Here is a 19,637-nt window from a genome sequence, read left to right as displayed (position 1 = left end):
TAGGAATTAAAAGTTAGGAGTTAGGAATTAAAAGTTAGGAATTAGGAATTAAAAGTTAGGAATTAGGAATTAGAAGGCGTGAAGTTAAAAATTAGAAGTTAAAAGGCGCAGAATTAACTCATAACTCATAACTCATAACTCATAACTCATAACTCATAACTCATAACTCATAACTCATGACTCACAACTCATAACTCATAACTCATAACTCACAACCCAAAAGTAATTCAAACCCTAATAAAGATTGACCTTTTATGACTACTGCTGGTTTCAACGGTTCCAATGCCTCTCAATCTCCTTTAATTCCCGACTTGTCAGAAGCCATTAATCCCAGACCCGATCGCAATACCCGCGACGGACGGGAACCTGATTTGCACGAACCCTCAGACGAACACATAAAGCAAATGAAGGATGCCGTGCGGTCAATTCTGGTGGGTGTCGGAGAAGATCCCGAACGTGAGGGACTTTTGAAAACACCGAAGCGCGTAGCAGAAGCAATGCGGTTTCTTACCAGCGGGTACAACCAATCTCTAGAAGACCTCGTGAATGATGCCATCTTTGATGAAGGGCATAACGAGATGGTGTTAGTCCGCGATATTAATTTCTTTAGCTTGTGCGAACATCATATGCTGCCGTTTATGGGTAGAGCGCACGTTGCTTATATCCCCAACCAAAAAGTAGTAGGACTGAGTAAGCTTGCTCGCATTGTAGAAATGTATTCCCGTCGCTTGCAAGTACAAGAAAGACTAACTCGCCAAATTGCCGAAGCCGTTCAAGCTATTTTAGAACCTCAAGGCGTTGCCGTTGTTATGGAAGCTAGCCATATGTGCATGGTAATGCGGGGTGTGCAAAAACCCGGTTCTTGGACTGTTACCAGTGCGATGATTGGTGTGTTTCAAGATGAGCAAAAAACCCGCGAAGAATTCTTTAATTTAATTCGCCATCAAGCAGCGTTTTTTTAAGGTTAGGGGTTAGTTGTTGGTTGATAGTGGTTAGTTGATAGTTGTTGGTTGTTGGTTGTTGGTTGGAGCGTTGATATTTGTTAGTTTTTCTACTAACAACGCTCCCACTACCCACTAACCACTACCCACTAACAAACAACCACGCTCCCCCTACTCGTCAAGAATCAATTACTCTAATCACTTTGTCAGTATAGAGGTTGCCATTTGGTAACTTGATAACTAGCTGATTTTTGTTTAAGTCAAGGGTGTAAGTATACTCGCCATTTTTGGCAAGATATACATTCTTTGCCTTGTTATAAGATACGGGAATAACTAAGCGATCGCCTGATTTCTTAGTTCTTCCAACGTAGAAGCTACCTTTATTTGTGTAGCAAATACCTACATAATAATTTCTCGTTTCCACAGAGAAACCTTCTGATATATCATTAACACAATCATTAAGAGCAGCTATCTGCACTGTTTGAGGTCTAGTTGAAGCCGAAACTACTGTTGGTAAAGAAAGCAACGGTATCAAGCACAGCAATGCACCTGCGCTAAATAACCCTAGCTTTAACATATATTGACGATTATAATTAGATTTCATAGCAGTTATTTTTACTTTTCTATAAGGCATTGACAGCAGGCGATTAAATCACCTCTAATTCTAGACTTCCCAAAAAGTAAGGACTGTTCCAGAAATAGCGAAAAATTTTCGTAGTCGGCGCTTCAGCGCTGAAAAAGGCACGCTTCGTGCCTACTACGAAATAAGCTTACCCATCCAATTGCGTTTTCGCTCGCAGTCGCGCAAACAACTGCGCTACCTTGTCTAAATCTTTATCACCAGGAGCGCGTTCTACACCGCTGGATAAATCTATACCACTGGGTTGAACTTGATTTAGAGCCTCAACAATATTATCTGGCGTTAGTCCCCCTGCTAAAAACCAAGGGCAACTAGGGCTAAATTGCTGTAGCATGTTCCAATCTAAGGTTTTACCAGTACCGCCTAACTGTTGGGGATGATAGGCATCAAGTAGCAAAGTATTTACTGAAGTTGTGTAAGTAGCAGCTAATTCAAAATCTTCTAAGCTGCGTATTCTTAAAGCCTTAATAATTTCTACCTTGGGTAGTGATTGGCGTACTTGGTAGCAAAAATCGGTTGATTCGTCTCCGTGGAGTTGAACCCCAGTTAAACCAGAATCGGCAACAGTTTGAGCGATTTCGTCAACTGTAGAGTTAGCAAAAACACCAATATTGTCAATATTTTCGGGTAGTTGTGTCACCACTGCGCGAATTTGCGCCGCACTGACGTAGCGCGGTGAAGATGGGACACAAATAAATCCTAGTGCAGTTGCACCTTCTGTTGCGATCGCTTTCCCTTGTTCTGGTTGAGTAATTCCGCAAATCTTAACCCGCATAAAAAATTAAAATATTTGTAACAAAATTACATTAAGTTTAACTTATACAAACAATTCCTAGTTTTCCTCTTTTTTTGTCTTTCTAACTTTATAATCTTTTATGAATCGGAAGGAGATACAAACTTGATTTCATCAATCTTACTTGCAGCTGCTACGACTGTTCCCGCTACACCTGAGTGGAATCCCACCGTAGCTATTATCATCAGCGTCAGCTGTTTAGTGGCACTCTTGCTAACTTTCAAAATTGAAAAACCCTTAGTTGGTCCCAAACTGCCTATACTGCCTATCAGCATTCCGGCATTCATCGGTGCGATGTGTTTCGGTCATGTTGTCGGCATTGGCATCGTTTTAGGATTGACCAATATCGGTAGTTTGTAAGTTTTATCACACATAGAGACGTTACATGTAACGTCTCTACATAAAGAAAATTCTCACCGATCCGCAAAGTGGGGATAAAGCAACTATTGTCACCCTTTCTGGGGGAGGAGGTATAAACCTCTCCTTTGAAGGAAGACTTAGCGCTTCATCAGACGCAGCATGAATGTAGCTGTAAAAAAACGAAATATCAGTTTTCTACAGCTTTAAATAAATTTGTTCATGCAGGAGAAGCAACTATGATGATGTCCTCAATCTTATTCGCTGTTCAATCAACTGTCGCTAAGACTAGCACCGAATGGAACTGGAGTGGAACACCATATATCATTGGCGCTTGTGTGTTATCTCTTTTAATTATTCCCCGGATAGTTCGCTTTCCCCACGTTGGTCCGAAGATGCCTTTACCTTTCCCCGAAGTCTTTAATAATCCCAGCGTGGGTGCATTCCTCGCTTCAATGAGTGTTGGTCACTTAATTGGCATTCCTGCGGTTTTGGGGTTGACCAATCTCGGCGTTTTGTAAATTTTTTTGCTTAACATATCGCTACTAATGCCCTCAAAAGGTGGCAGGTCTTTTAACCTTCGTTTGCTAATCACAGAAGGCGATCGCCTGTTACCTTTTTGCATTTTGACTTGAAAATGGGGCATTGGGCATTGGGCATGGGGCATGGGGCATTGGGCATGGGGCATTGGGCATTGGGCATTGGGAAAGACAGATTTTCATCCTTCTTTATAAACTGCGTTATTGTCTATTCTAGAAATTGAAGCGTATGGTTTCTTTGGCGTTGCTGAAGCGGCAAAAATTATTATTTTGTAGAAAAAATAACTTAAAACTCAAACGTCGAGACTGCTGCAAATATTGAAATTGTCGGGTGATGTAATGCAAAAAAGTTGGAAAATCGGGTCTTTGTTTGGAATTCCGCTATTTTTAGATCCTTTATGGTTTTTGATTGTCGGGCTGGCAACTCTCAATTTTGGGGTAGCTTACCTAGAATGGGGACCCGTCCTAGCTTGGAGTTCTGGGGTGGTGATGGCACTATTGCTATTTGGTTCTGTGTTGTTGCACGAACTTGGTCATAGCTTGGTTGCTAAATCACAAGGTATTAAAGTTAACTCAATTACCCTGTTTCTTTTTGGTGGCATTGCTGCTATAGAGGAAGAATCGAAAACTCCTGGAAAAGCATTTCAAGTAGCGATCGCTGGTCCATTGGTTAGTGTGACGCTGTTTTTTCTACTGGGTGTTATAGCTTATGTGTTGCCTGACACCAGCCCAGCGAGTGTAATGGTGGGAGATTTGGCGCGAATTAACTTAGTTTTGGCGCTATTTAACTTAATTCCTGGCTTACCTTTAGATGGAGGACAGGTATTAAAAGCAGCAGTTTGGAAAGCCACAGGAAACCGCTATCAAGCTGTACACTGGGCTTCGCGGGCAGGGCAAATTTTGGGTTATAGTGCGATCGCCTTGGGATTTGTGGTAGATTTCTTTACCAGGGAATTAGCATTAGGCTTGTGGATTGCTTTGTTGGGTTGGTTTGGTGTTCGCAATGCCAAAAACTATGACAGCGTGACTACATTGCAAGAAAGCTTGCTGAAATTGGTTGCGAGTGAAGCGATGACTTGCGAGTTTCGCGTAGTCGATGCCAATCAAACTTTGCGTTCTTTTGCCGACCTATACTTATTAGAAAGCACCGCACCACAGATTTATTTTGCTGCGGCTGATGGACGTTATCAAGGGATGATTTCAATTGATGATTTGCGCTCTTGTGAAAGAAGCGAATGGGAAACTAAAACTTTACAAAGTATTGTGCATCCCTTGACAGAAATACCAACTGTTGCTGAGTCTACAAATTTAGCGCAAGTAATCAACAAGTTAGAAAACGAACAGCTATCTTATATTACCGTGCTTTCTCCCGCCGATGCGATCGCTGGTGTAATTGACAGAGGTGACATTGTGCGAACTCTAGCACAAAAGTTGAATTTGCGGTTTAGCGATGCTGATATTAAGCGAGTGAAAGAAGAAGGAAGTTTTCCACCTGGGTTGCAGTTGGGAGCGATCGCTAAATCAACCACAAACTAATAAAATGTCGGATGCCGTATTTTCGTGTAATGCATCCGACAAAAATTAATTCCCAGTCACTTAACATTCACGCAGAAACTTTCTTTCCGCAGCTTGGACAAAAAGTGGGTGAAAGCTCAAGTTTAGCCCCACAATGACGACAGAAACTAGGTAGTGAAGTTAGCTGTATTTTGGTTTTGCGTTCTCGAACCGCTTGGTAATCCCCAGAGTCAATCCACTTTAAAAGTTCATTTGTTCGTGCGATATTTCCACAAAAGCTACTTCTTCAGGCAAAAGTTCCAGAAAGTCGGTTGCATCTCCAACAGAAAAACCCGCTGCTTCTAGTCGTTTACGCTTCTCTGCATCCATAGTTAAGCCTCAATCAAGGAATAAATTAAGAGAGAATATTTTAGCAAGGTAATTCCCAAAGATGGAAGTGCAAATCAACCGACTGACTCAACAAATTCAATTCATCATCGAAATCGACAAGCTAAAGTTGATTTTGCGTCAAACGCTGTTAACTGACGGTTCACGTCAAGAAAATAGTGCCGAACACTCTTGGCATTTGGCACTGATGGCAATAGTATTAGCAGAATATGCGCCGTCAGGAGTCGATCAGTTGCGTGCGTTGAAAATGCTGCTGATTCACGATTTAGTAGAAATTGATGCGGGTGACACTTTCTGCTACGATGTGCAGGCAAACGAAAACAAGGCAGCAAAAGAAGAATTAGCAGCATTGCGGTTATTTGGACTTTTGCCAGTCGATCAAGCAGATGAAATGCGATCGCTTTGGCAAGAGTTTGAAGCACGAAAAACGCCTACAGCTAAGTTTGCCGCAGCTTTAGACCGCATACAACCCTTGCTGCACAACCAACAAACTCAGGGTGGTACTTGGCGCATTCATGGAATTACAGGCGATAAAGTCATGAAACGGATCGCACCAGTAGAAACAGGTGCCCCTGAACTTTGGTTCTTTATTCAGCAACTAATTGAGGATTGTGTTGCAGCTGGTTATCTCCAAGAGACTGCTGCAAAGTAAAGTTTTGTGTAAAAAGCGCGTTTTTAAATGCAGGTCGATGCAATGGCGTTGTCACCCGATGCAATGGCATTGTCACCCGATGCAATGGCATTGTCACCCGATGCAATGGCATTGTCACTCGATGCAATGGCATTGTCACCCGATGCAATGGCATTGTCACCCGATGCAATGGCATTGTCACCCGATGCAATGGCATTGTCACCCGATGCAATGGCATTGCAGGGTATTATTGCCCAATTTAAAAAAGCGATCGCATTAATCAAATGCTCAACCTTGTCTGAATCTTGAGAAAAATTTGCGTCTCGCAATACTGTAGTATATATGTATCGTCGGTTCTTGTGGAAAACTGCCACCAGAGGTAACGGGGAAAGTTCGGTGCAAATCCGGCACTGTCCCGCAGCTGTGAGCAAGAATTTTCTTGTAAGTCAGAATGCCCGCCGACAAATAGGTAAGTTCCAACTCATCTACGAGGTATAGATGAAAACTCAACATGCTTTGTTTGTTTGTACCACTTGCTCAAGTGTCTGGAAAGATGGAAAGCGAGTTGGCGAAAGTGGCGGTGATAAATTATTCAAGCAATTGCAAGAACTGCACCAAGACTGGGAATTGCATCAAGAATTTCCGATTCAGCCTGTAGAATGCATGAGTGCTTGCAATCGCGCATGTGCTATTTGCTTTGTGGCAAATGGTAAATACACTTATTTATTTGGTGATGTCTCGCCAGATTTATCAACTTCAGAAATTGCGAATGTGCTGGAGTGTGCCAGTAAGTATTACAATCATTCTGAGGGATTGTTGCCTTGGGCAGAAAGACCGGAACCACTGAAAAAAGGAGTTTTGGCAAGAATTCCTTCTCCAAAAGCTGACGCAGGCGAATTAAACTAGTTTATCTTGCGTTAAAGAAAGCAGATGAATTAAAAATTAAAAAAGTTTACCTTCTGCCTTCTTTAAAAGCGCGATCGCATATTTCTTCAGTTCCCCGACTTCGTAAAAGTTGTCGGGGATCTTGTATGTTAAGTTGCCCGGAGCGCATTTCTGCGAAGGCTGCTAAGTTACTATTTAAGGAGTTAGTCAAAACGATTTGAAAGAGAGTGAATATTTTTATTTTTATGTTACAAAGCTTGACCGAGACCAAAAAATATAGTACAAATATACTATAAATAATTTCCCAAATTGCACCTCAACGTCAGTAGGAGAGTAAAATTAATGAAGCTATCTAAGGTTGACTTGAGCAGTTTAATAGCGATCGCTCATTCTGAAGGATACTTGCAATTATTACTCGACCGAGGCGATGAGTTAGAATTTGTAGAAATTCCTGCACCTATACAAGCTTACGACGGACTGCAAGATTTAAACGAAATTATCGCTGATTCTCCTGCACTGACCGCAGAAGAGGAACCAATTGCCATGTTAAGTGTGAATTCATCAATGGCTGCATCTATAGGATACGACAAAAACGAACAACTATTGCAAGTTGAGTTTCACAACGGGGCAGTTTATCAGTATTCTGGGGTAGAAGCGGATACTTGGCAAGATTTACATGACGCTGATTCAATTGGCAGATATTACAATCACGAGATTAAAGGCAGATATGAGTGCGATCGCATAGATAACACAGAAGATTTTGATGATTGTTGCGATTGAATAGGGGACTGGGGATTGGGTACTAGGGACTGGGGACTGGAAAAGACTCTTCATATTTCTTAATCCCTAATCCCTAATCCCCAGTCCCTAATCCCTAGTCCCTAGTCCCCAGTTTAACTTAAATTTGTCCTTGAGCTTCTTGGATATCGCTTTCTGCTTGCTCCCAAATAGCTGAACGGACTTGATTTAATTGAACGAATTTTTGCGTAAATATATTAGAACTTTCTTTCAGCTTATATTTTTTAGTTAACGGAACATTTTTTATTTTAAAAGAATCAGGTATCCATAACACATTTCTAAATTCTATAATCCCAGCAGATAAAGAATTCTGGCATTTTCGTTGCTGGCAATATTGCCAAACAATTAAAGCATCATTATATTTATTTAAAGCACTTCTCAACGCTTTAGCACTGGAATGATTTTTTGTAACTGGAGCTTCTTTGAGAATATCAGTAAACTTTTTATTCAAATTCTTAACTTTGTTTGCATAGTCTTGATATTCAGTTTTACTATTAAGCGAATCAGCAAATGTAGAAAAAAGCTTCACCAATGGTTCTAGAAATCTCGAACCAATTAGATAACGAATACCTTCTATTTTATCTTGATAGATTAATATAGTATCTTGACTTTTTTGGCTAACTGTTGTACCTTGCGGAATAGTTTTTATAAGTTTAATAGCATCTTTAACTTTTGATTCGGCTTCATTTAAAGTTTCTAAACTTGGGGAATTCCGAGTAAGTTGATCGGCTTCATTATTCAAATCTTCGGCACGATTAAAAGCGTTAACGGCTGTTTGTTCTTGCTGAAGTCTTTGATTTACTTTTGAAAATTGATTTTGATAAACTTTTAGCGCTTTTTGAGATTGAGGATAGGTATTCACATCATTGGGAATACTTTTCAATAAATCGATAGCTTTTCCTAAATCTGAGCGCATCCCCTCCCATTCTTGAACCGATAAAGTCATTTCATCATCAAACAAGAAAGCTTTTCTACTCAGCCTTTTTGCTTCAAAAAAGTTTTCTTTGGCATTAACGGTTTTTATACATGTAGAAAAATTATTCAATCCGGTTTGAGCTTGTTGATAACTTAAACCTGGTATATTTGGAACGCTATATAAAAGCTTGGTTGCTTCATTAACTTTTTTAGAGGCATCTAAAAAATTGCTATTTGCAGAAATATCAGTTTGACATGCCTGTGTCAACAAAGCTTGAGATTGCTGAACTTTTTTCTCTTGTTCTTGCTTAAATTTAATCCAGCCAATCAAGCCACCTGCGAACAGAACTACCGAAATCAATCCAACTAATACAAGCTTCTTATTTGGTATTTTATTGTTATTGTTTTCAGCAATATTCATTGTTTTTATTTTGATTGCGAATGATGCAAGCCCTAAAAAGTGTGAATGATGGGGAGTATAGGTAGTAAAAAAAGCAGCATCCCCTACTCCCCGACTTCCCCCATTTCTTTTTTGGGGGTTGTTGGGACTACTGCAAGATATAAAAGTCTCTATTTTAAATTTAAGAGTAAATGGTGCGTAACTTCTCAAAAAGTACACAAATGTATAAAAAGTACCTCTTACCGAAGTAAGCTTTTATCAGATTATAGCTGGAAAATCGCGGCAAACACGCATTCAATTCGTGTTATTGTTTGATGGATAGTATAAGGGCGATGTCTGACGAAAAGACGCTTTGCGTTTACGCACACTCATTACCTTAATCTGTGGGAAGCGAGGCAACTAATTCTTGAAAGCGCTTGTCTTGTGCAATCTCATCAAAATCTATGTCGGTTTCTGCATCTTGCTTATAACTTGGATTCAAGTCAATTGAGAAGTGCAGATTTTCTAAGGCTAATTCAACTTTCCTTTGCAGCGCATAACAGGCTGCTTTGTTGTAATATGCATTAGCATAGTCAGGTTGAATTGAAAGCGCTTTATCGAAGCATAAAAGCGCTTCTTCATCACGTCCTAGCCTAACTAGGGTATAACCTCGGTGATTCCAAGCTTTGTATGAATCTGGCTTCAACTCTATAACTTTATCAAAAGAAGTGATCGCCTGCTCATATTCTTCCAACTCTTCTAAGGCTAAACCTCGATTTAACCAAGCTACTGCGTCATCTTTTTTAAATTGCGTGGCTTTATCAAACGAGATAAAAGCTTCTTGGTGTCGTCGCAAATTTCCCAAAGCAACACCGCGATCGCGCCATGCTTGATGATAATCTGGTTTCAGTTCTATTGCTTTGTCATAGCAGGCGATCGCATCAGTGTATCGTTTCACCCTCGAATTAGCAATACCTAGCTTAAACCAAGCAACAGCTTTCTCAGGTTCGATTTTTATTGCTTTATTATAGCAGGCGATCGCGTCTTCATAGCGTCTTTCTGTTAAGAGAACATCTCCTTTTTCCAGATAATCATCAGCAGTTAATTTCAGCCGAGGAGATACAGGTTCTTCTAATACTTCTGGCTGTTTCGATTCGTGTATTTTTTCTTCAACTGCACGATTTACTGCTTCTTGAATTAATGGTGGCGAACTTTCCGAAACTTGCTGTATAATTAACTCTTTTCTTTGTTCAGCATTTATCTGTAATTTAGAAAGTTTAGCTACATCTTTTTCTAATTTATCTAGCTTCTTCCTGATTAGAGACTTTTCTTCTGCATCTGTTTGTAATTCCGAAATAAACTCTAAACCTGATTTTTCTAAATTCTCTATAATTAACTCTTTTTGATGAGCGGCATTTTCTTGAAATTCTAAATACGTTTTTTCTAACCTTTCAACATATTTATTTTTTTCCTGTTGTGTTTCTGATTGCAATTCGGCTTCTAGTTTTTTCAGATTCTCCAGCGTTACATCTTTTTGCTGTTGCGTTTGTGACTGGATTTTTGATATTTGAGATTGCAATTCGGCTTCTAGTTTTTTCAGATTCTTTAACGTCAGGTTCTTTTGCTGTTGCGTTTCTGACTGCAATCCTGATATTTGAGATGTAAACGTTTGTAAATTCTCCAGCGTCAGTTCCTTTTGCTGTTGCGTTTCTGACTGAAATTCTGATACTTGAGATTGCAATTCGGCTTCTAGCTTTTTCAGATTCTCCAGCTGGAAATCTTTTTGTTGTTGCGTTTCTGAGTGGATTTTTGATACTTGTGATGTCAATGACTGTATGCTTTGTAAATTTTCCAACGCTACATCTTTTTGCTGTTGAGTTTCTGACTGGAATTTTGATACTTGAGATTGCAATTCGGCTTCTAGCTTTTTCAGATTCTCCAGCTGGAAATCTTTTTGCTGTTGCGTTTCTGAGTGGAATTTTGATACTTGAGATGTAAACTCTGATTTTATGCTTTGTAAATTTTCCAGCGTTACATCTTTTTGCTGTTGCGTCTCTGACTGAAATCTTGATACTTGAGATGTAAACTCTAACCCGATGTTTTGTAGATTTTCCAGGATGCGAACTTGTTGTTTTTGAGCATCTAACTGTAATTCTGAAAGTTTATCTGTGCCCGCAGATTCTAACTTGACTAAATTCTCTAACGTTATATCTTTTTGTCTTTGAGCATTTGACTGTAACTTAGATAGTTGAGAAGCAAAATCAAATTCTAAATTTGCTACTTTTTGTTGAGTCGATTGAATTTGAGTTTCTAATTTTGCTAATAAGTTTTCTTTTGATACTAATAATTCTGATGTAAATTTAGATAAAGTATCTTTTTCTAATTTTATATTTTCTTGTAATGCTGCGGCTTCTGCTTCTAAATCATCGGTAATATCTTTAACTTGTTGTATAATATTTTCAGCTGATTGCTTAACAGAGATTAACTGATTTTGTAATTGTTCAACTTGCTGTAGCTGTTTCATCGCTTGATCGACGATCGCACGAATTACAGCGCGACGAAATAGCCAAAGTGAAGCGATCGCACTCACCGAAAGTAAAGTTAATATAACTAGCCAAACATTGCTTTGGATAGTTCTACGACTTAAAGCGCGATCGACTTCAGATTGCACTTGCTGTTGAATCTGAATAGATGTTGCATTCGTTGTTGACTGTGACGCAGGTTGACTTCTAGCAACACCAACAGACAGCACAAAAGTGGAAAAAATAACAGCGCTTCTCAATATTAAAGCAGAAACGCGCCTAGAGCCGCTTTGAGTTAATTTTTCTAAACGCGCTCCAGGCTGATTGCCGCAGGCTAGGTTAGAGTAGACGAGCTGCTTTTTGCTCTTCATACAAACCATCCGTATCCGTTGGTGAGTTTTTTTAGTGGCGAACCTATCTCTAATCTAGCAGCCCTGATAGAAACGCATATCGAGTCTAAACTTTATTTACCACTTTTGGTCTACATAGCAACCTTAAATCATTCGGTAAAACCCTCTTTCCTCTTCCTCTGTGTTCTCTGCGTCTCTGCGGTTCGTTAAAAAATAATTTTCACAATCCATATAGGATTGCGATATAATCATTCATCCTTTGAACCATAAAAAGTATCAAAAGCATCAAAAGCCAGTCCCAAACCCCAGCCCAAGATAGACCAATAAGCCCAATTTAACTTACCATCTGTCATAAAATCGATGACAACTAAGAAAGTGTTAATGATGAGATATAAAAAAAGATGTGTCTTAAATTTGCGGCGACGACTATTACTCATATTACTTAATACCTGCGTTGCACGTTGTTTTTCCGATTCCTGCATTAACTGTTTTTCGGCTGAAGCGATCGCCTCTTGAGAAATTCCCAAATCTGCCGCCATTTCCAACAATTCCTGACGGGAAAAATCTCTGCCTTCCGCCTTTTGTGTCATGGCTAGCTGGAGAATTTGTTGTACATCTTCTGAACGATACGAATTTGACATATGGGGAGTGGGGAGTGGGGAGTGGGAGAGTGGGGGAGTGGGGGAGTGGGGGACAAGGGGATTAATGCCCAATGCCCTATGCCCTATGCCCTATTCCCTAATCCCTAACCCTTTTACCTTTTTTTGATTTATAATTTTGTGCCTTATGCAGCCATCAGTTATTAGATAAATAAAAATATGCAGCGCTTTCTATTCAACTGTTTTATATCATGTCCGCACTTATTACTTACTAAACCCGGAAAACCCCACCCCGCCAAAGCTACGCTTTGTCTCCCCTCCCCGCTTGCGGGGAGGGGATTAAGGGGTGGGGTGCAATGACTATGGAAATCATAATTAATTACCCGGACATGATATTACTTTTTACCTTTTCTTGCACTTTGGCAATGATTTTACTAACCTTCTCTGCATGAGGAGATTTCAGCCGTTGTAATATCTCCAAAGATGGCTGTAAATAGTTTATTGCAGTCACAAAATCTCCTTGCTTTTGTGCTAAATATCCTAACCACCACAAAGTCATCGCTTTACCGTGAACATTGCCAATGCGTTCCTCTAATTCCAAAGACTGATTATAAAGTGCGATCGCTTCATCCACATCCCCACGCAAAGCGTAGATACCTGCAAGTTGGTGTAACGTGGATGCTTTTCCTTGAAGATTACCAATGCGTTCCTCTAATTCCAAAGATTGATTATAAAGAGCGATCGCTTCATCCACATCCCCCCTGTCAGCGTAGATAATTGCAAGACAGTGTAACGTCGCTGCTTTGCCTTGAAGATTACCAATGCGTTCATCAATTTCAAGGACTTGATTATAAAGTGCGATCGCTTCATCCACATCCCCCTTGTCAGCGTAGATAATTGCAAGACAGTGTAACGTCCCTGCTTTGGTTTGAACATCACCAATGCGTTCAGTTATTTCTAAAGATTGATTATAAAGAGCGATCGCTTCTTCTATTTTCCCCCTGTCAGCGTAGATATTTGCTAAATTGTGTAACGTCTCTGCTTTCCCTTGAATATCACCAATGCGTTCAAATAATTCCAAAGATTGATTATAAAGTGCGATCGCTTCTTCTATTTTCCCCAAATCATCATAAAGCCAACCTAAATTGTAGAGAATACTGGATTTTTCTTGAGCTAACTCTTGCTTATCATCAATCAAATATAAAGCTTTTAGTAAATTATCTTCTGCTTTTTCAACCTCTCCAATGCTGCGATAGACGATTCCTAGCTCTTTGTAAATATTAATGCTCCTACGTATATCAGTTGATGCTTGATAATTATTATCCGGGCTGTATTCCATTAACAACCGCTGAAGTAAATCAATGCGCTCTTGTTTCTCTGCTAATTCCAAACTTTCTCTTATTTTGTCAGACTCAAGCGTTTGTTCAATAGCGTAATCTTTAGTTCTTTCGTCTGTTTGAAAATGAAAAATTCCTGCTCTCCAATCCCAAAAATCTGGAGCGTACTTTGCCAAGCGAGTTAGGGCATAATTTGGTAAAAAGAATAAAATAGGATGAGGAACGCTAGTTGTAAAAGCATCGCGGACAAAGTTGAGGTCTTGCAATACAGGGGGATATTCCCCAGACATTCCTATTGATTTTTCTAAGCCGATAAGAATAATAACTAACTTTTTGTTATCTTCAATTTTTATGACGGCTAATTCTTCAACTATTGCATCCCGCAAAAACCGCAATTCTTTATAAAAATTAAAGATTTTAAATTGTATTTCCTGACATTGTGGATGATTCTGTAGTATGGCTATTAAAGCATCTCTATCTTTAGCAAAGTTGATTTCTACAAAACCGATTGTTAACTTCTCATCAGCAAAATCGATAAATGTCAGCAGTTCTGCTAACGACTGCTGATTGATTTCCAGAAACAATTCTATCTCTGAATTAAACTCAGGGATTTGCCGTGATGGATTGTAGGGCTTCTTGGAAGGCATCGCTTTGCCTCACAGTAGGGTTAATATAATTCCAGCGGGTTTTGCCGTTATATTCAAAAACCCAAAGACTAAACAGCATCAACCATCCATTTTCATCTTTAGGAACATCTTTAGTTAAACACACTTTTGCTAATTCAGAATAAAGTTCTGTCGGGATACTCCGTTCAAAGTTAAATTGCTCTTGCTTAATCGCATAAGTAACATCATCGGTAGTTACTTTATTATGTTTCCGAGTTGCTGCTGTGAGAAAAGCTTTTGCGGTTATTCGCATTAATTGACGTACATGACCACCGCTAGCTTTGACTAATTCGAGCAAATCTTGAGGCGATTCAAATACAGCGTCTATGTCAACTCGTTGCTCTATCAAACTCGCAACCGCTTTTATCCCTACATCATTATATTCTAAATCGCCGCGTTGCCGCTCTAATTTATATATATTTACCATCGGCACAATGTTGGGTGTGTCGAAAGCGTTACTTAAATTTTTTTCGGAATAAACTACAGAAATTGGTGCTGTCAAAACAATCGTACAATGTAAGCTCTGCAATTGTTCCGAATAGTCAAAAAATAAATGATTGGCGACATTGGGCGGAACCCGATCTAGGTTATCAAATATAATTAGAAATCCCTTTTCATATTCAGGATATTTTTGCTTGAGCTTAACGAAAGCATCACCCAATAATAAATTAATATCGGCTTGCAAACGCCCGATATCTTTTTGTAGTAATTGGCGAATTGTTTGCTTTTGTTTATCTGCCCCTTTAATTTGCGCTTGAATTTTTCCTAAAAGCTTAGAAATAAATGGAATTTGTCCCCCAGCTTCGGCACTGGCACTGATACTAACAGACCTTTCAACTGTTTGTTCTGTTTCTTGAGTAATTTCTTTAAACCAAGTTTCAAAGTTGTGTAAAAGTTGAGCGTCAAACTTTAAATTTAATTTATTTAGTTCATCAGCAACTTTTTTAATAATTACCAAATATAAATCTGTGTATTCAGCATCCAAAATATCAATTTCCGCATCCGCTTCGATATAAATTACTTTGTATTCAACTTCCCAACGTTTCTGAATCTTCCTTAGTTCGGTACTTTTACCACATCCCCGATGCCCAGTAAACAATATGCTGCAAAATTCTGCGGGTTCGAGAAAATCTAACCGAGTATTAAGACTTTCAATTGCTTCTGTGTTGCGGACGTTGGATAAGTCTACATAATATCGCTCAATGTCTGCACCAACCAAGGGTCCGACATCACAAGCGCGAAATGCTGCTTTCAAAGTAGTAGCACGGTTAGGAGGAAATGAAGCCATTGGTTAAACCTAGTTATATCGTGTCCATATAATTAGTTATATTATCCACGCTCAAGAAGCACCCCACCCCTAAATCCCCTCCCCGCAAGCGGGGAGGGGACTTTTGGCGTCAGCCAAAAGGGGGTGGGGTTCTGTGAGTATTATGACGGCAGCAAACGGACTTAATATTAAAGTCTCCATGTGCCAATTTTAGGCGATCGCTCACACACCAAACACGTTTTTTCCCAAAAAAGCTTGAGTGAACATTTGCTAAGTGGTAGCGTCTAAAAGGTGACACAGGAGTTGAACGGATTTCTCAAAGTATGAAACGTTTTATCAGTCTTGCCTTAATATCTACCTTTCTCGCACCACTCAGCGCGATCGCTGCACCACCCAGAAACCCAGACAAAACTGTAAATTGTGACATCTTGGTTGTCGGTGGTGGATTATCTGGGGTTGCGACAGCTTATGAAGCTTTACTTGCGGGTAGAACAGTTTGTCACACAGAAATTACCGATTGGTTGGGAGGACAAATTTCTTCTCAGGGGACATCTGCGTTAGATGAACGTCCTACCCAACGCGCAAAACAATTTTATTCTCGCGGTTATCTGGAATTGCGAGAGCGGATTGAAAAGAAATATGGCAAACTTAACCCTGGTAACTGTTGGGTAAGCGAATCTTGCTTTCTTCCCCGCGATGGACACGACATTCTCACCCAAATGCTCAAAGATGCGGAAAAACGCGGTAAAGGCAAGTTACAATTGTTTCCCAACACCGTAATTAAGGAGTTAGAACTTAGTAGCGATGGCAAAATAATTAATAGTGCGATCGCGATCGAACACAAACCAACTGCTTCTATACCGCTCAACACTTATACTTTATCTCAAAGCATCGAAGACGCTTATCGCTACGAAAATACATCCAAGTTCACTAAAAACATTATTCGCTTCGTCCCCAAGCAAACCAGTAAAGCAGGTAGCAATGCACCTAATTGGTACGTTATAGACACCAGCGAAACCGGAGAAATAATCGCTCTTGCTGATGTTCCCTACCGTTTGGGTATTGACGATCGCTCTTACTTAGAACCTTCTTCTTCTAGTGCCACAAATGACCAATATTGTCCTCAAGGCTTTACCTACACCTTTGCAATGGAGGCAACCAAAGACCCGCAACCGCAAACAATGCCTTCATTTTACCAGCAATATTCGCCATATTACAGTTACGAATTAAAGCGTTTAGCAAGCTTTCCTTTAGTTTTCACCTATCGTCGCATCTGGAGTCCCCAACCAGGACAGGCAGGACAATTTGGCGGTGTCAAGTTTACAAATCCCGCACCTGGGGACATTTCCATGCAAAACTGGACTTGGGGTAACGATTATCGCCCAGGAACCGCCCAAGATAATTTAATCTACTCGCGTCAACAGTTGCAAGCTAGCGGGCAATTGCAGCCAGGAGGATGGATGGGTGGACTGCGGACAGACGCTTTACGCAAAGCTGAAGAAAATGCCTTTGGATATTATTACTGGTTGGTAGCCGGCACTACAGATTCTCAATTGGGAGATGGTATAAAACAGCCACAACCCAATAACCGCTTTCTTTCCGGGTTAAATTCGCCGATGGGGACAGTGCATGGTTTATCGAAATATCCTTACATGCGCGAAGGAAGAAGAATTATCGGGCGTCCTAGTTGGGGACAACCCGCAGGCTTTATGATTTGGGAAATCGATATTTCTCGCCGCGATTACAGCGATCCCTATTACGCAACAACACTGGGAGATAAAGAATATCGCAGGTTACGAGCAGCACTTTCAGGTTTAGAAGCCGCATCCGTACTTTCCGGACAAACCCCAGCACAAAACGCTGCGCGGCGAACTCGTTCTACTATTTTCCCGGATGCTATAGGTATCGGTCACTACGCGATAGATTTCCATCCTTGCATGGTGAACAGCCCACCCGAAACACCTGGTAATAAAGAACGTCCAGGTGAAAGACGCGGCGCCGGACAAGCTTATCCCTTCCAAATTGCCCTGAGAGCGATGATTCCCCAGAAAATCGACAATTTGCTAGTTGGGGGCAAAAGTATTGCTACCAGTCACATTGCCGCCGCCGCATATCGAGTACACTCATTTGAATGGTCAGCTGGTGCCGCTGCGGGAACTATTAGTGCCTTTGCTTTGAAAAATGCGATCGCACCTTACCAACTAGTAGACAATTTGCCGCAACCAGAACCGCAACTCGAAGCGGTCAAACGTCTGTTAGAACAAAATGGCAATCCCACCGCTTTCCCGGATACCTCGATTTTTAATCAAAATTGGGAAGATTGGAAGTAATTGGTTAGTTGATAGTTGTTGGTTAATGCTTGATGGTTGATGGTTAATGTTTGATGGTTGGTGGTTAATGTTTGATGGTTGGTGGTTAATGTTTGATGGTTGGTGGTTAATGTTTGATGGTTGGTGGTTAATGTTTGATCGTTGATGCTTAATGCTTGATGGTTGATGCTTAATGCTTGATGGTTGATGGTTGTTGGTTGTTGGTTGTTGGTTGATGGTTGTTGGTTGTTGGTTGATGGTTGTTGGTTGTTGGTTGATGGTTGTTGGTTGTTGGTTGATGGTTGTCAAAAATTACTCCTATCCACCACCCACTATCCACTATCCACTATCCACCATCCACTATCCACCATCCACCACCCACCACCCACTATCCACCACCCACCATCCACCACCCACCATCCACCACCCACTATCCACTATCCACCACCCACTATCCACCATCCACTATCCACTATCCACCACCTATGAACTAAACTAGTAACTTATAGTGTAGTTTTGTAAAATCCTCTTTTATGGTTACCAGACTTTCAGCAGCTGTTTACGGAATGGCGACAGCACCAACTGTAGCTCCTGAACGGTCTAGTCAAGCTACTCAAAAGCTTTATCCAAACTTTAAAGTCATTGTTTTAAATGATGATTTTAATACATTTCAGCATGTGGCTGAGTGTTTGGTAAAGTATATACCAGGGATGACACCCGATCGCGCTTGGGATTTGACTAACCAGGTGCATTATGAAGGTCAAGCGATCGTTTGGGTTGGTCCACAAGAACCAGCGGAACTGTATCATCAGCAGTTGCGTCGAGCTGGCTTAACAATGGCTCCTTTAGAAGCAGCATAATCACAATGGGCAAACCTACTGATGCCAGATTAGTTTGGAATCACTCAACCCACATTCCCGGTCTTATCCCGATTTTAGAACGTCTCTGCCAGCACGAGGGACTGCAAACTGTCACACCGGGAGTGATTGGACGGGTGAAAGGTCACTGCCCAAAAATGCAATTGCGCGTGTCTGTACCGATTCGCGGAGGCTTTAAAGTAATCGCACGTCAAGGTAAAACGGTGCAAGAGGTGTTTATCCTGACCACTTTGGATCAGGATGAACTCGAACAAGCGATCGCGATCGCCATGAGAAAGTAATAGTAATTTGTCTTTAGTCACAAATAACAAAAAACTATTCTTCAACCTGATGCACTGCAAATTTGTGTAGCGGCAGACTGAGAATGCAAGAAAATGTTAATAAATATGACAATGCTGTTGTCATTCTCAACGACATTACTACTGCTGACCATTCCGGTAAAATTACTTTCTCAATACCAAAAGCAACGCAGTAAACTAACCAGTAAGTAAAGCTCATTCTCAACAGAATTCTTTCTGTTTCTTCCCATTCATCTTTTTGCTGCTTGCGATCCCACAGAAGCAACAAACCAGCAATACAAGCCACAAAAGAGACAGCAACGACAAACTCGTGACAAATTAAGTTTACTGAATGCATGTTTGGATGTCCCAACTTTTCCGATTGTTGATCAGTCTAAAGGAATAGTCCTTTGGGACACAAAAAACTTTAACAAACTGCAATATCAACAGAGAAAAGTGTAAATAATTGAAACAAATTATGAAGCTGGGTAATAGGGAATGGGTAATGGGTAATGGGGAATGGGGAATGGGTAATAGTAAAAAAATTCACAATTAGCGATTACCAATTCCCAATTACCAATGCCCAATTCCCAATGCCCAATGCCCAATGCCCAATTACCAATTACCAATTCTCAATTCCCAATTCCCAATT

General features: G+C 40.4%; 23 protein-coding genes and 1 riboswitch. Of the genes, 11 read left to right on the top strand and 12 right to left on the bottom strand.

Going from position 1 to position 19,637, the window contains the following annotated elements:
- Positions 1-254: 254 nt before the first annotated feature.
- Positions 255-962, top strand: a complete 708-nt coding sequence (gene folE, locus PI95_RS15320; protein WP_039739425.1) for a GTP cyclohydrolase I FolE — start codon at positions 255-257, stop codon at positions 960-962.
- A gap of 157 nt (positions 963-1,119) precedes the next feature.
- Here folE and PI95_RS15315 read toward each other — a convergent pair whose 3' ends face one another.
- Positions 1,120-1,545 carry a hypothetical protein gene (locus tag PI95_RS15315; RefSeq protein WP_039739427.1) on the bottom strand — a complete coding sequence of 142 codons (426 nt, stop codon included), beginning with the start codon at positions 1,543-1,545 and terminating at the stop codon, positions 1,120-1,122.
- Positions 1,546-1,711: 166 nt separating this feature from the next.
- The gene (locus PI95_RS15310) at positions 1,712-2,356 is read right to left on the bottom strand and encodes a phosphoribosylanthranilate isomerase (protein WP_039739429.1); all 645 of its coding nucleotides are present in this window, start codon (positions 2,354-2,356) and stop codon (positions 1,712-1,714) included.
- Between the two features lie 123 nt (positions 2,357-2,479).
- Here PI95_RS15310 and psaK (PI95_RS15305) point away from each other — a divergent pair, with 123 nt between their 5' ends.
- The 3 genes from psaK (PI95_RS15305) (at position 2,480) to PI95_RS15295 (ending at position 4,806) form a co-directional block, all read left to right on the top strand.
- Positions 2,480-2,734 (top strand): photosystem I reaction center subunit PsaK, encoded by a 255-nt coding sequence (psaK, locus tag PI95_RS15305; protein WP_089126938.1) that lies wholly within the window; start codon positions 2,480-2,482, stop codon positions 2,732-2,734.
- A 239-nt stretch (positions 2,735-2,973) separates the two neighbouring features.
- Positions 2,974-3,252 (top strand): photosystem I reaction center subunit PsaK, encoded by a 279-nt coding sequence (psaK, locus tag PI95_RS15300; protein WP_039740545.1) that lies wholly within the window; start codon positions 2,974-2,976, stop codon positions 3,250-3,252.
- A 357-nt stretch (positions 3,253-3,609) separates the two neighbouring features.
- Positions 3,610-4,806, top strand: coding sequence for a site-2 protease family protein (locus PI95_RS15295; RefSeq protein ID WP_039739435.1), 1,197 nt, complete (start codon positions 3,610-3,612; stop codon positions 4,804-4,806).
- Between the two features lie 67 nt (positions 4,807-4,873).
- On the opposite strand, the gene PI95_RS37500 is transcribed toward PI95_RS15295, so the two are convergent.
- Positions 4,874-4,975, bottom strand: coding sequence for a zinc-ribbon domain-containing protein (locus PI95_RS37500; protein ID WP_373695709.1), 102 nt, complete (start codon positions 4,973-4,975; stop codon positions 4,874-4,876).
- A 50-nt stretch (positions 4,976-5,025) separates the two neighbouring features.
- Positions 5,026-5,154: a hypothetical protein gene (locus PI95_RS36840; protein WP_268896778.1), complete on the bottom strand. Its 129-nt coding sequence runs from the start codon at positions 5,152-5,154 to the stop codon at positions 5,026-5,028.
- 67 nt (positions 5,155-5,221) lie between these two features.
- Here PI95_RS36840 and PI95_RS15285 point away from each other — a divergent pair, with 67 nt between their 5' ends.
- Positions 5,222-5,824, top strand: a complete 603-nt coding sequence (locus PI95_RS15285; protein WP_039740547.1) for an HD domain-containing protein — start codon at positions 5,222-5,224, stop codon at positions 5,822-5,824.
- 23 nt (positions 5,825-5,847) lie between these two features.
- Here the strand turns inward: PI95_RS15285 and PI95_RS37495 are convergent, their stop codons facing one another.
- Entirely contained in the window at positions 5,848-6,177 is a 330-nt protein-coding gene (locus PI95_RS37495) for a hypothetical protein (protein ID WP_373695708.1), read from the bottom strand.
- Positions 6,138-6,280: riboswitch (cobalamin riboswitch) on the top strand. (Overlaps the previous gene by 40 nt.)
- Before the next feature lie 21 nt (positions 6,281-6,301).
- On the opposite strand from PI95_RS37495, the gene PI95_RS15275 reads away from it, so the two are divergent.
- Positions 6,302-6,709, top strand: coding sequence for a DUF1636 domain-containing protein (locus PI95_RS15275; RefSeq protein WP_039739440.1), 408 nt, complete (start codon positions 6,302-6,304; stop codon positions 6,707-6,709).
- A gap of 321 nt (positions 6,710-7,030) precedes the next feature.
- Positions 7,031-7,468 (top strand): KTSC domain-containing protein, encoded by a 438-nt coding sequence (locus PI95_RS15270; protein ID WP_039739442.1) that lies wholly within the window; start codon positions 7,031-7,033, stop codon positions 7,466-7,468.
- 118 nt (positions 7,469-7,586) lie between these two features.
- Here PI95_RS15270 and PI95_RS15265 read toward each other — a convergent pair whose 3' ends face one another.
- The 5 genes from PI95_RS15265 to PI95_RS15240 form a co-directional block, all read right to left on the bottom strand.
- Positions 7,587-8,822: a hypothetical protein gene (locus tag PI95_RS15265; RefSeq protein WP_039739445.1), complete on the bottom strand. Its 1,236-nt coding sequence runs from the start codon at positions 8,820-8,822 to the stop codon at positions 7,587-7,589.
- Between the two features lie 355 nt (positions 8,823-9,177).
- Positions 9,178-11,673: a tetratricopeptide repeat protein gene (locus tag PI95_RS15260; RefSeq protein ID WP_163518913.1), complete on the bottom strand. Its 2,496-nt coding sequence runs from the start codon at positions 11,671-11,673 to the stop codon at positions 9,178-9,180.
- Between the two features lie 227 nt (positions 11,674-11,900).
- Entirely contained in the window at positions 11,901-12,365 is a 465-nt protein-coding gene (locus PI95_RS15255) for a 2TM domain-containing protein (protein WP_236117074.1), read from the bottom strand.
- Between the two features lie 265 nt (positions 12,366-12,630).
- Positions 12,631-14,235, bottom strand: coding sequence for a tetratricopeptide repeat protein (locus PI95_RS35235; RefSeq protein WP_052324780.1), 1,605 nt, complete (start codon positions 14,233-14,235; stop codon positions 12,631-12,633).
- Positions 14,192-15,541, bottom strand: coding sequence for a P-loop NTPase fold protein (locus PI95_RS15240; RefSeq protein WP_039739448.1), 1,350 nt, complete (start codon positions 15,539-15,541; stop codon positions 14,192-14,194). Before PI95_RS15240 ends, PI95_RS35235 begins: the two co-directional genes overlap by 44 nt.
- A gap of 302 nt (positions 15,542-15,843) precedes the next feature.
- On the opposite strand from PI95_RS15240, the gene PI95_RS15235 reads away from it, so the two are divergent.
- From PI95_RS15235 to PI95_RS15215, 4 genes are all read left to right on the top strand, one after another.
- Entirely contained in the window at positions 15,844-17,850 is a 2,007-nt protein-coding gene (locus PI95_RS15235) for an FAD-dependent oxidoreductase (protein ID WP_039739451.1), read from the top strand.
- A 186-nt stretch (positions 17,851-18,036) separates the two neighbouring features.
- Positions 18,037-18,318, top strand: coding sequence for a hypothetical protein (locus PI95_RS35960; protein ID WP_236117073.1), 282 nt, complete (start codon positions 18,037-18,039; stop codon positions 18,316-18,318).
- Positions 18,319-18,362: 44 nt separating this feature from the next.
- Entirely contained in the window at positions 18,363-18,689 is a 327-nt protein-coding gene (gene clpS / locus PI95_RS15220) for an ATP-dependent Clp protease adapter ClpS (RefSeq protein ID WP_039739456.1), read from the top strand.
- A 5-nt stretch (positions 18,690-18,694) separates the two neighbouring features.
- The gene (locus tag PI95_RS15215; protein WP_039739458.1) at positions 18,695-18,988 is read left to right on the top strand and encodes a DUF2103 domain-containing protein; all 294 of its coding nucleotides are present in this window, start codon (positions 18,695-18,697) and stop codon (positions 18,986-18,988) included.
- A gap of 34 nt (positions 18,989-19,022) precedes the next feature.
- On the opposite strand, the gene PI95_RS15210 is transcribed toward PI95_RS15215, so the two are convergent.
- A complete protein-coding gene (locus tag PI95_RS15210) occupies positions 19,023-19,343 on the bottom strand; it encodes a hypothetical protein (RefSeq protein ID WP_039739468.1) in 321 nt (106 codons plus the stop codon).
- A 118-nt stretch (positions 19,344-19,461) separates the two neighbouring features.
- Positions 19,462-19,614, bottom strand: coding sequence for a hypothetical protein (locus tag PI95_RS15205; RefSeq protein WP_163518910.1), 153 nt, complete (start codon positions 19,612-19,614; stop codon positions 19,462-19,464).
- Positions 19,615-19,637 lie beyond the last annotated feature (23 nt).

It is taken from the genome of Hassallia byssoidea VB512170, from assembly GCF_000817785.2.
Classification (GTDB): Bacteria; Cyanobacteriota; Cyanobacteriia; order Cyanobacteriales; family Nostocaceae; genus Hassallia; species Hassallia carrinoi.
Note: the sequence above shows the minus strand (reverse complement) of the source record. Positions and strands in the feature narration are given on the sequence as shown.

Coding starts and splice junctions, on each gene's coding strand:
- PI95_RS15215 (WP_039739458.1), top strand. CDS start 18,695: ATGGGCAAACCTACTGATGCCAGATTAGTTTGGAATCACTCAACCCAC.
- psaK (WP_039740545.1), top strand. CDS start 2,974: ATGATGTCCTCAATCTTATTCGCTGTTCAATCAACTGTCGCTAAGACT.
- PI95_RS15235 (WP_039739451.1), top strand. CDS start 15,844: ATGAAACGTTTTATCAGTCTTGCCTTAATATCTACCTTTCTCGCACCA.
- PI95_RS36840 (WP_268896778.1), bottom strand. CDS start 5,154: ATGGATGCAGAGAAGCGTAAACGACTAGAAGCAGCGGGTTTTTCTGTT.
- PI95_RS35960 (WP_236117073.1), top strand. CDS start 18,037: ATGGTTGTTGGTTGTTGGTTGTTGGTTGATGGTTGTTGGTTGTTGGTT.
- PI95_RS35235 (WP_052324780.1), bottom strand. CDS start 14,235: ATGCCTTCCAAGAAGCCCTACAATCCATCACGGCAAATCCCTGAGTTT.
- PI95_RS15295 (WP_039739435.1), top strand. CDS start 3,610: ATGCAAAAAAGTTGGAAAATCGGGTCTTTGTTTGGAATTCCGCTATTT.
- folE (WP_039739425.1), top strand. CDS start 255: ATGACTACTGCTGGTTTCAACGGTTCCAATGCCTCTCAATCTCCTTTA.
- PI95_RS15240 (WP_039739448.1), bottom strand. CDS start 15,541: ATGGCTTCATTTCCTCCTAACCGTGCTACTACTTTGAAAGCAGCATTT.
- clpS (WP_039739456.1), top strand. CDS start 18,363: ATGGTTACCAGACTTTCAGCAGCTGTTTACGGAATGGCGACAGCACCA.
- PI95_RS15260 (WP_163518913.1), bottom strand. CDS start 11,673: ATGAAGAGCAAAAAGCAGCTCGTCTACTCTAACCTAGCCTGCGGCAAT.
- PI95_RS15315 (WP_039739427.1), bottom strand. CDS start 1,545: ATGAAATCTAATTATAATCGTCAATATATGTTAAAGCTAGGGTTATTT.
- PI95_RS15210 (WP_039739468.1), bottom strand. CDS start 19,343: ATGCATTCAGTAAACTTAATTTGTCACGAGTTTGTCGTTGCTGTCTCT.
- PI95_RS15310 (WP_039739429.1), bottom strand. CDS start 2,356: ATGCGGGTTAAGATTTGCGGAATTACTCAACCAGAACAAGGGAAAGCG.
- PI95_RS15270 (WP_039739442.1), top strand. CDS start 7,031: ATGAAGCTATCTAAGGTTGACTTGAGCAGTTTAATAGCGATCGCTCAT.
- PI95_RS15265 (WP_039739445.1), bottom strand. CDS start 8,822: ATGAATATTGCTGAAAACAATAACAATAAAATACCAAATAAGAAGCTT.
- PI95_RS15275 (WP_039739440.1), top strand. CDS start 6,302: ATGAAAACTCAACATGCTTTGTTTGTTTGTACCACTTGCTCAAGTGTC.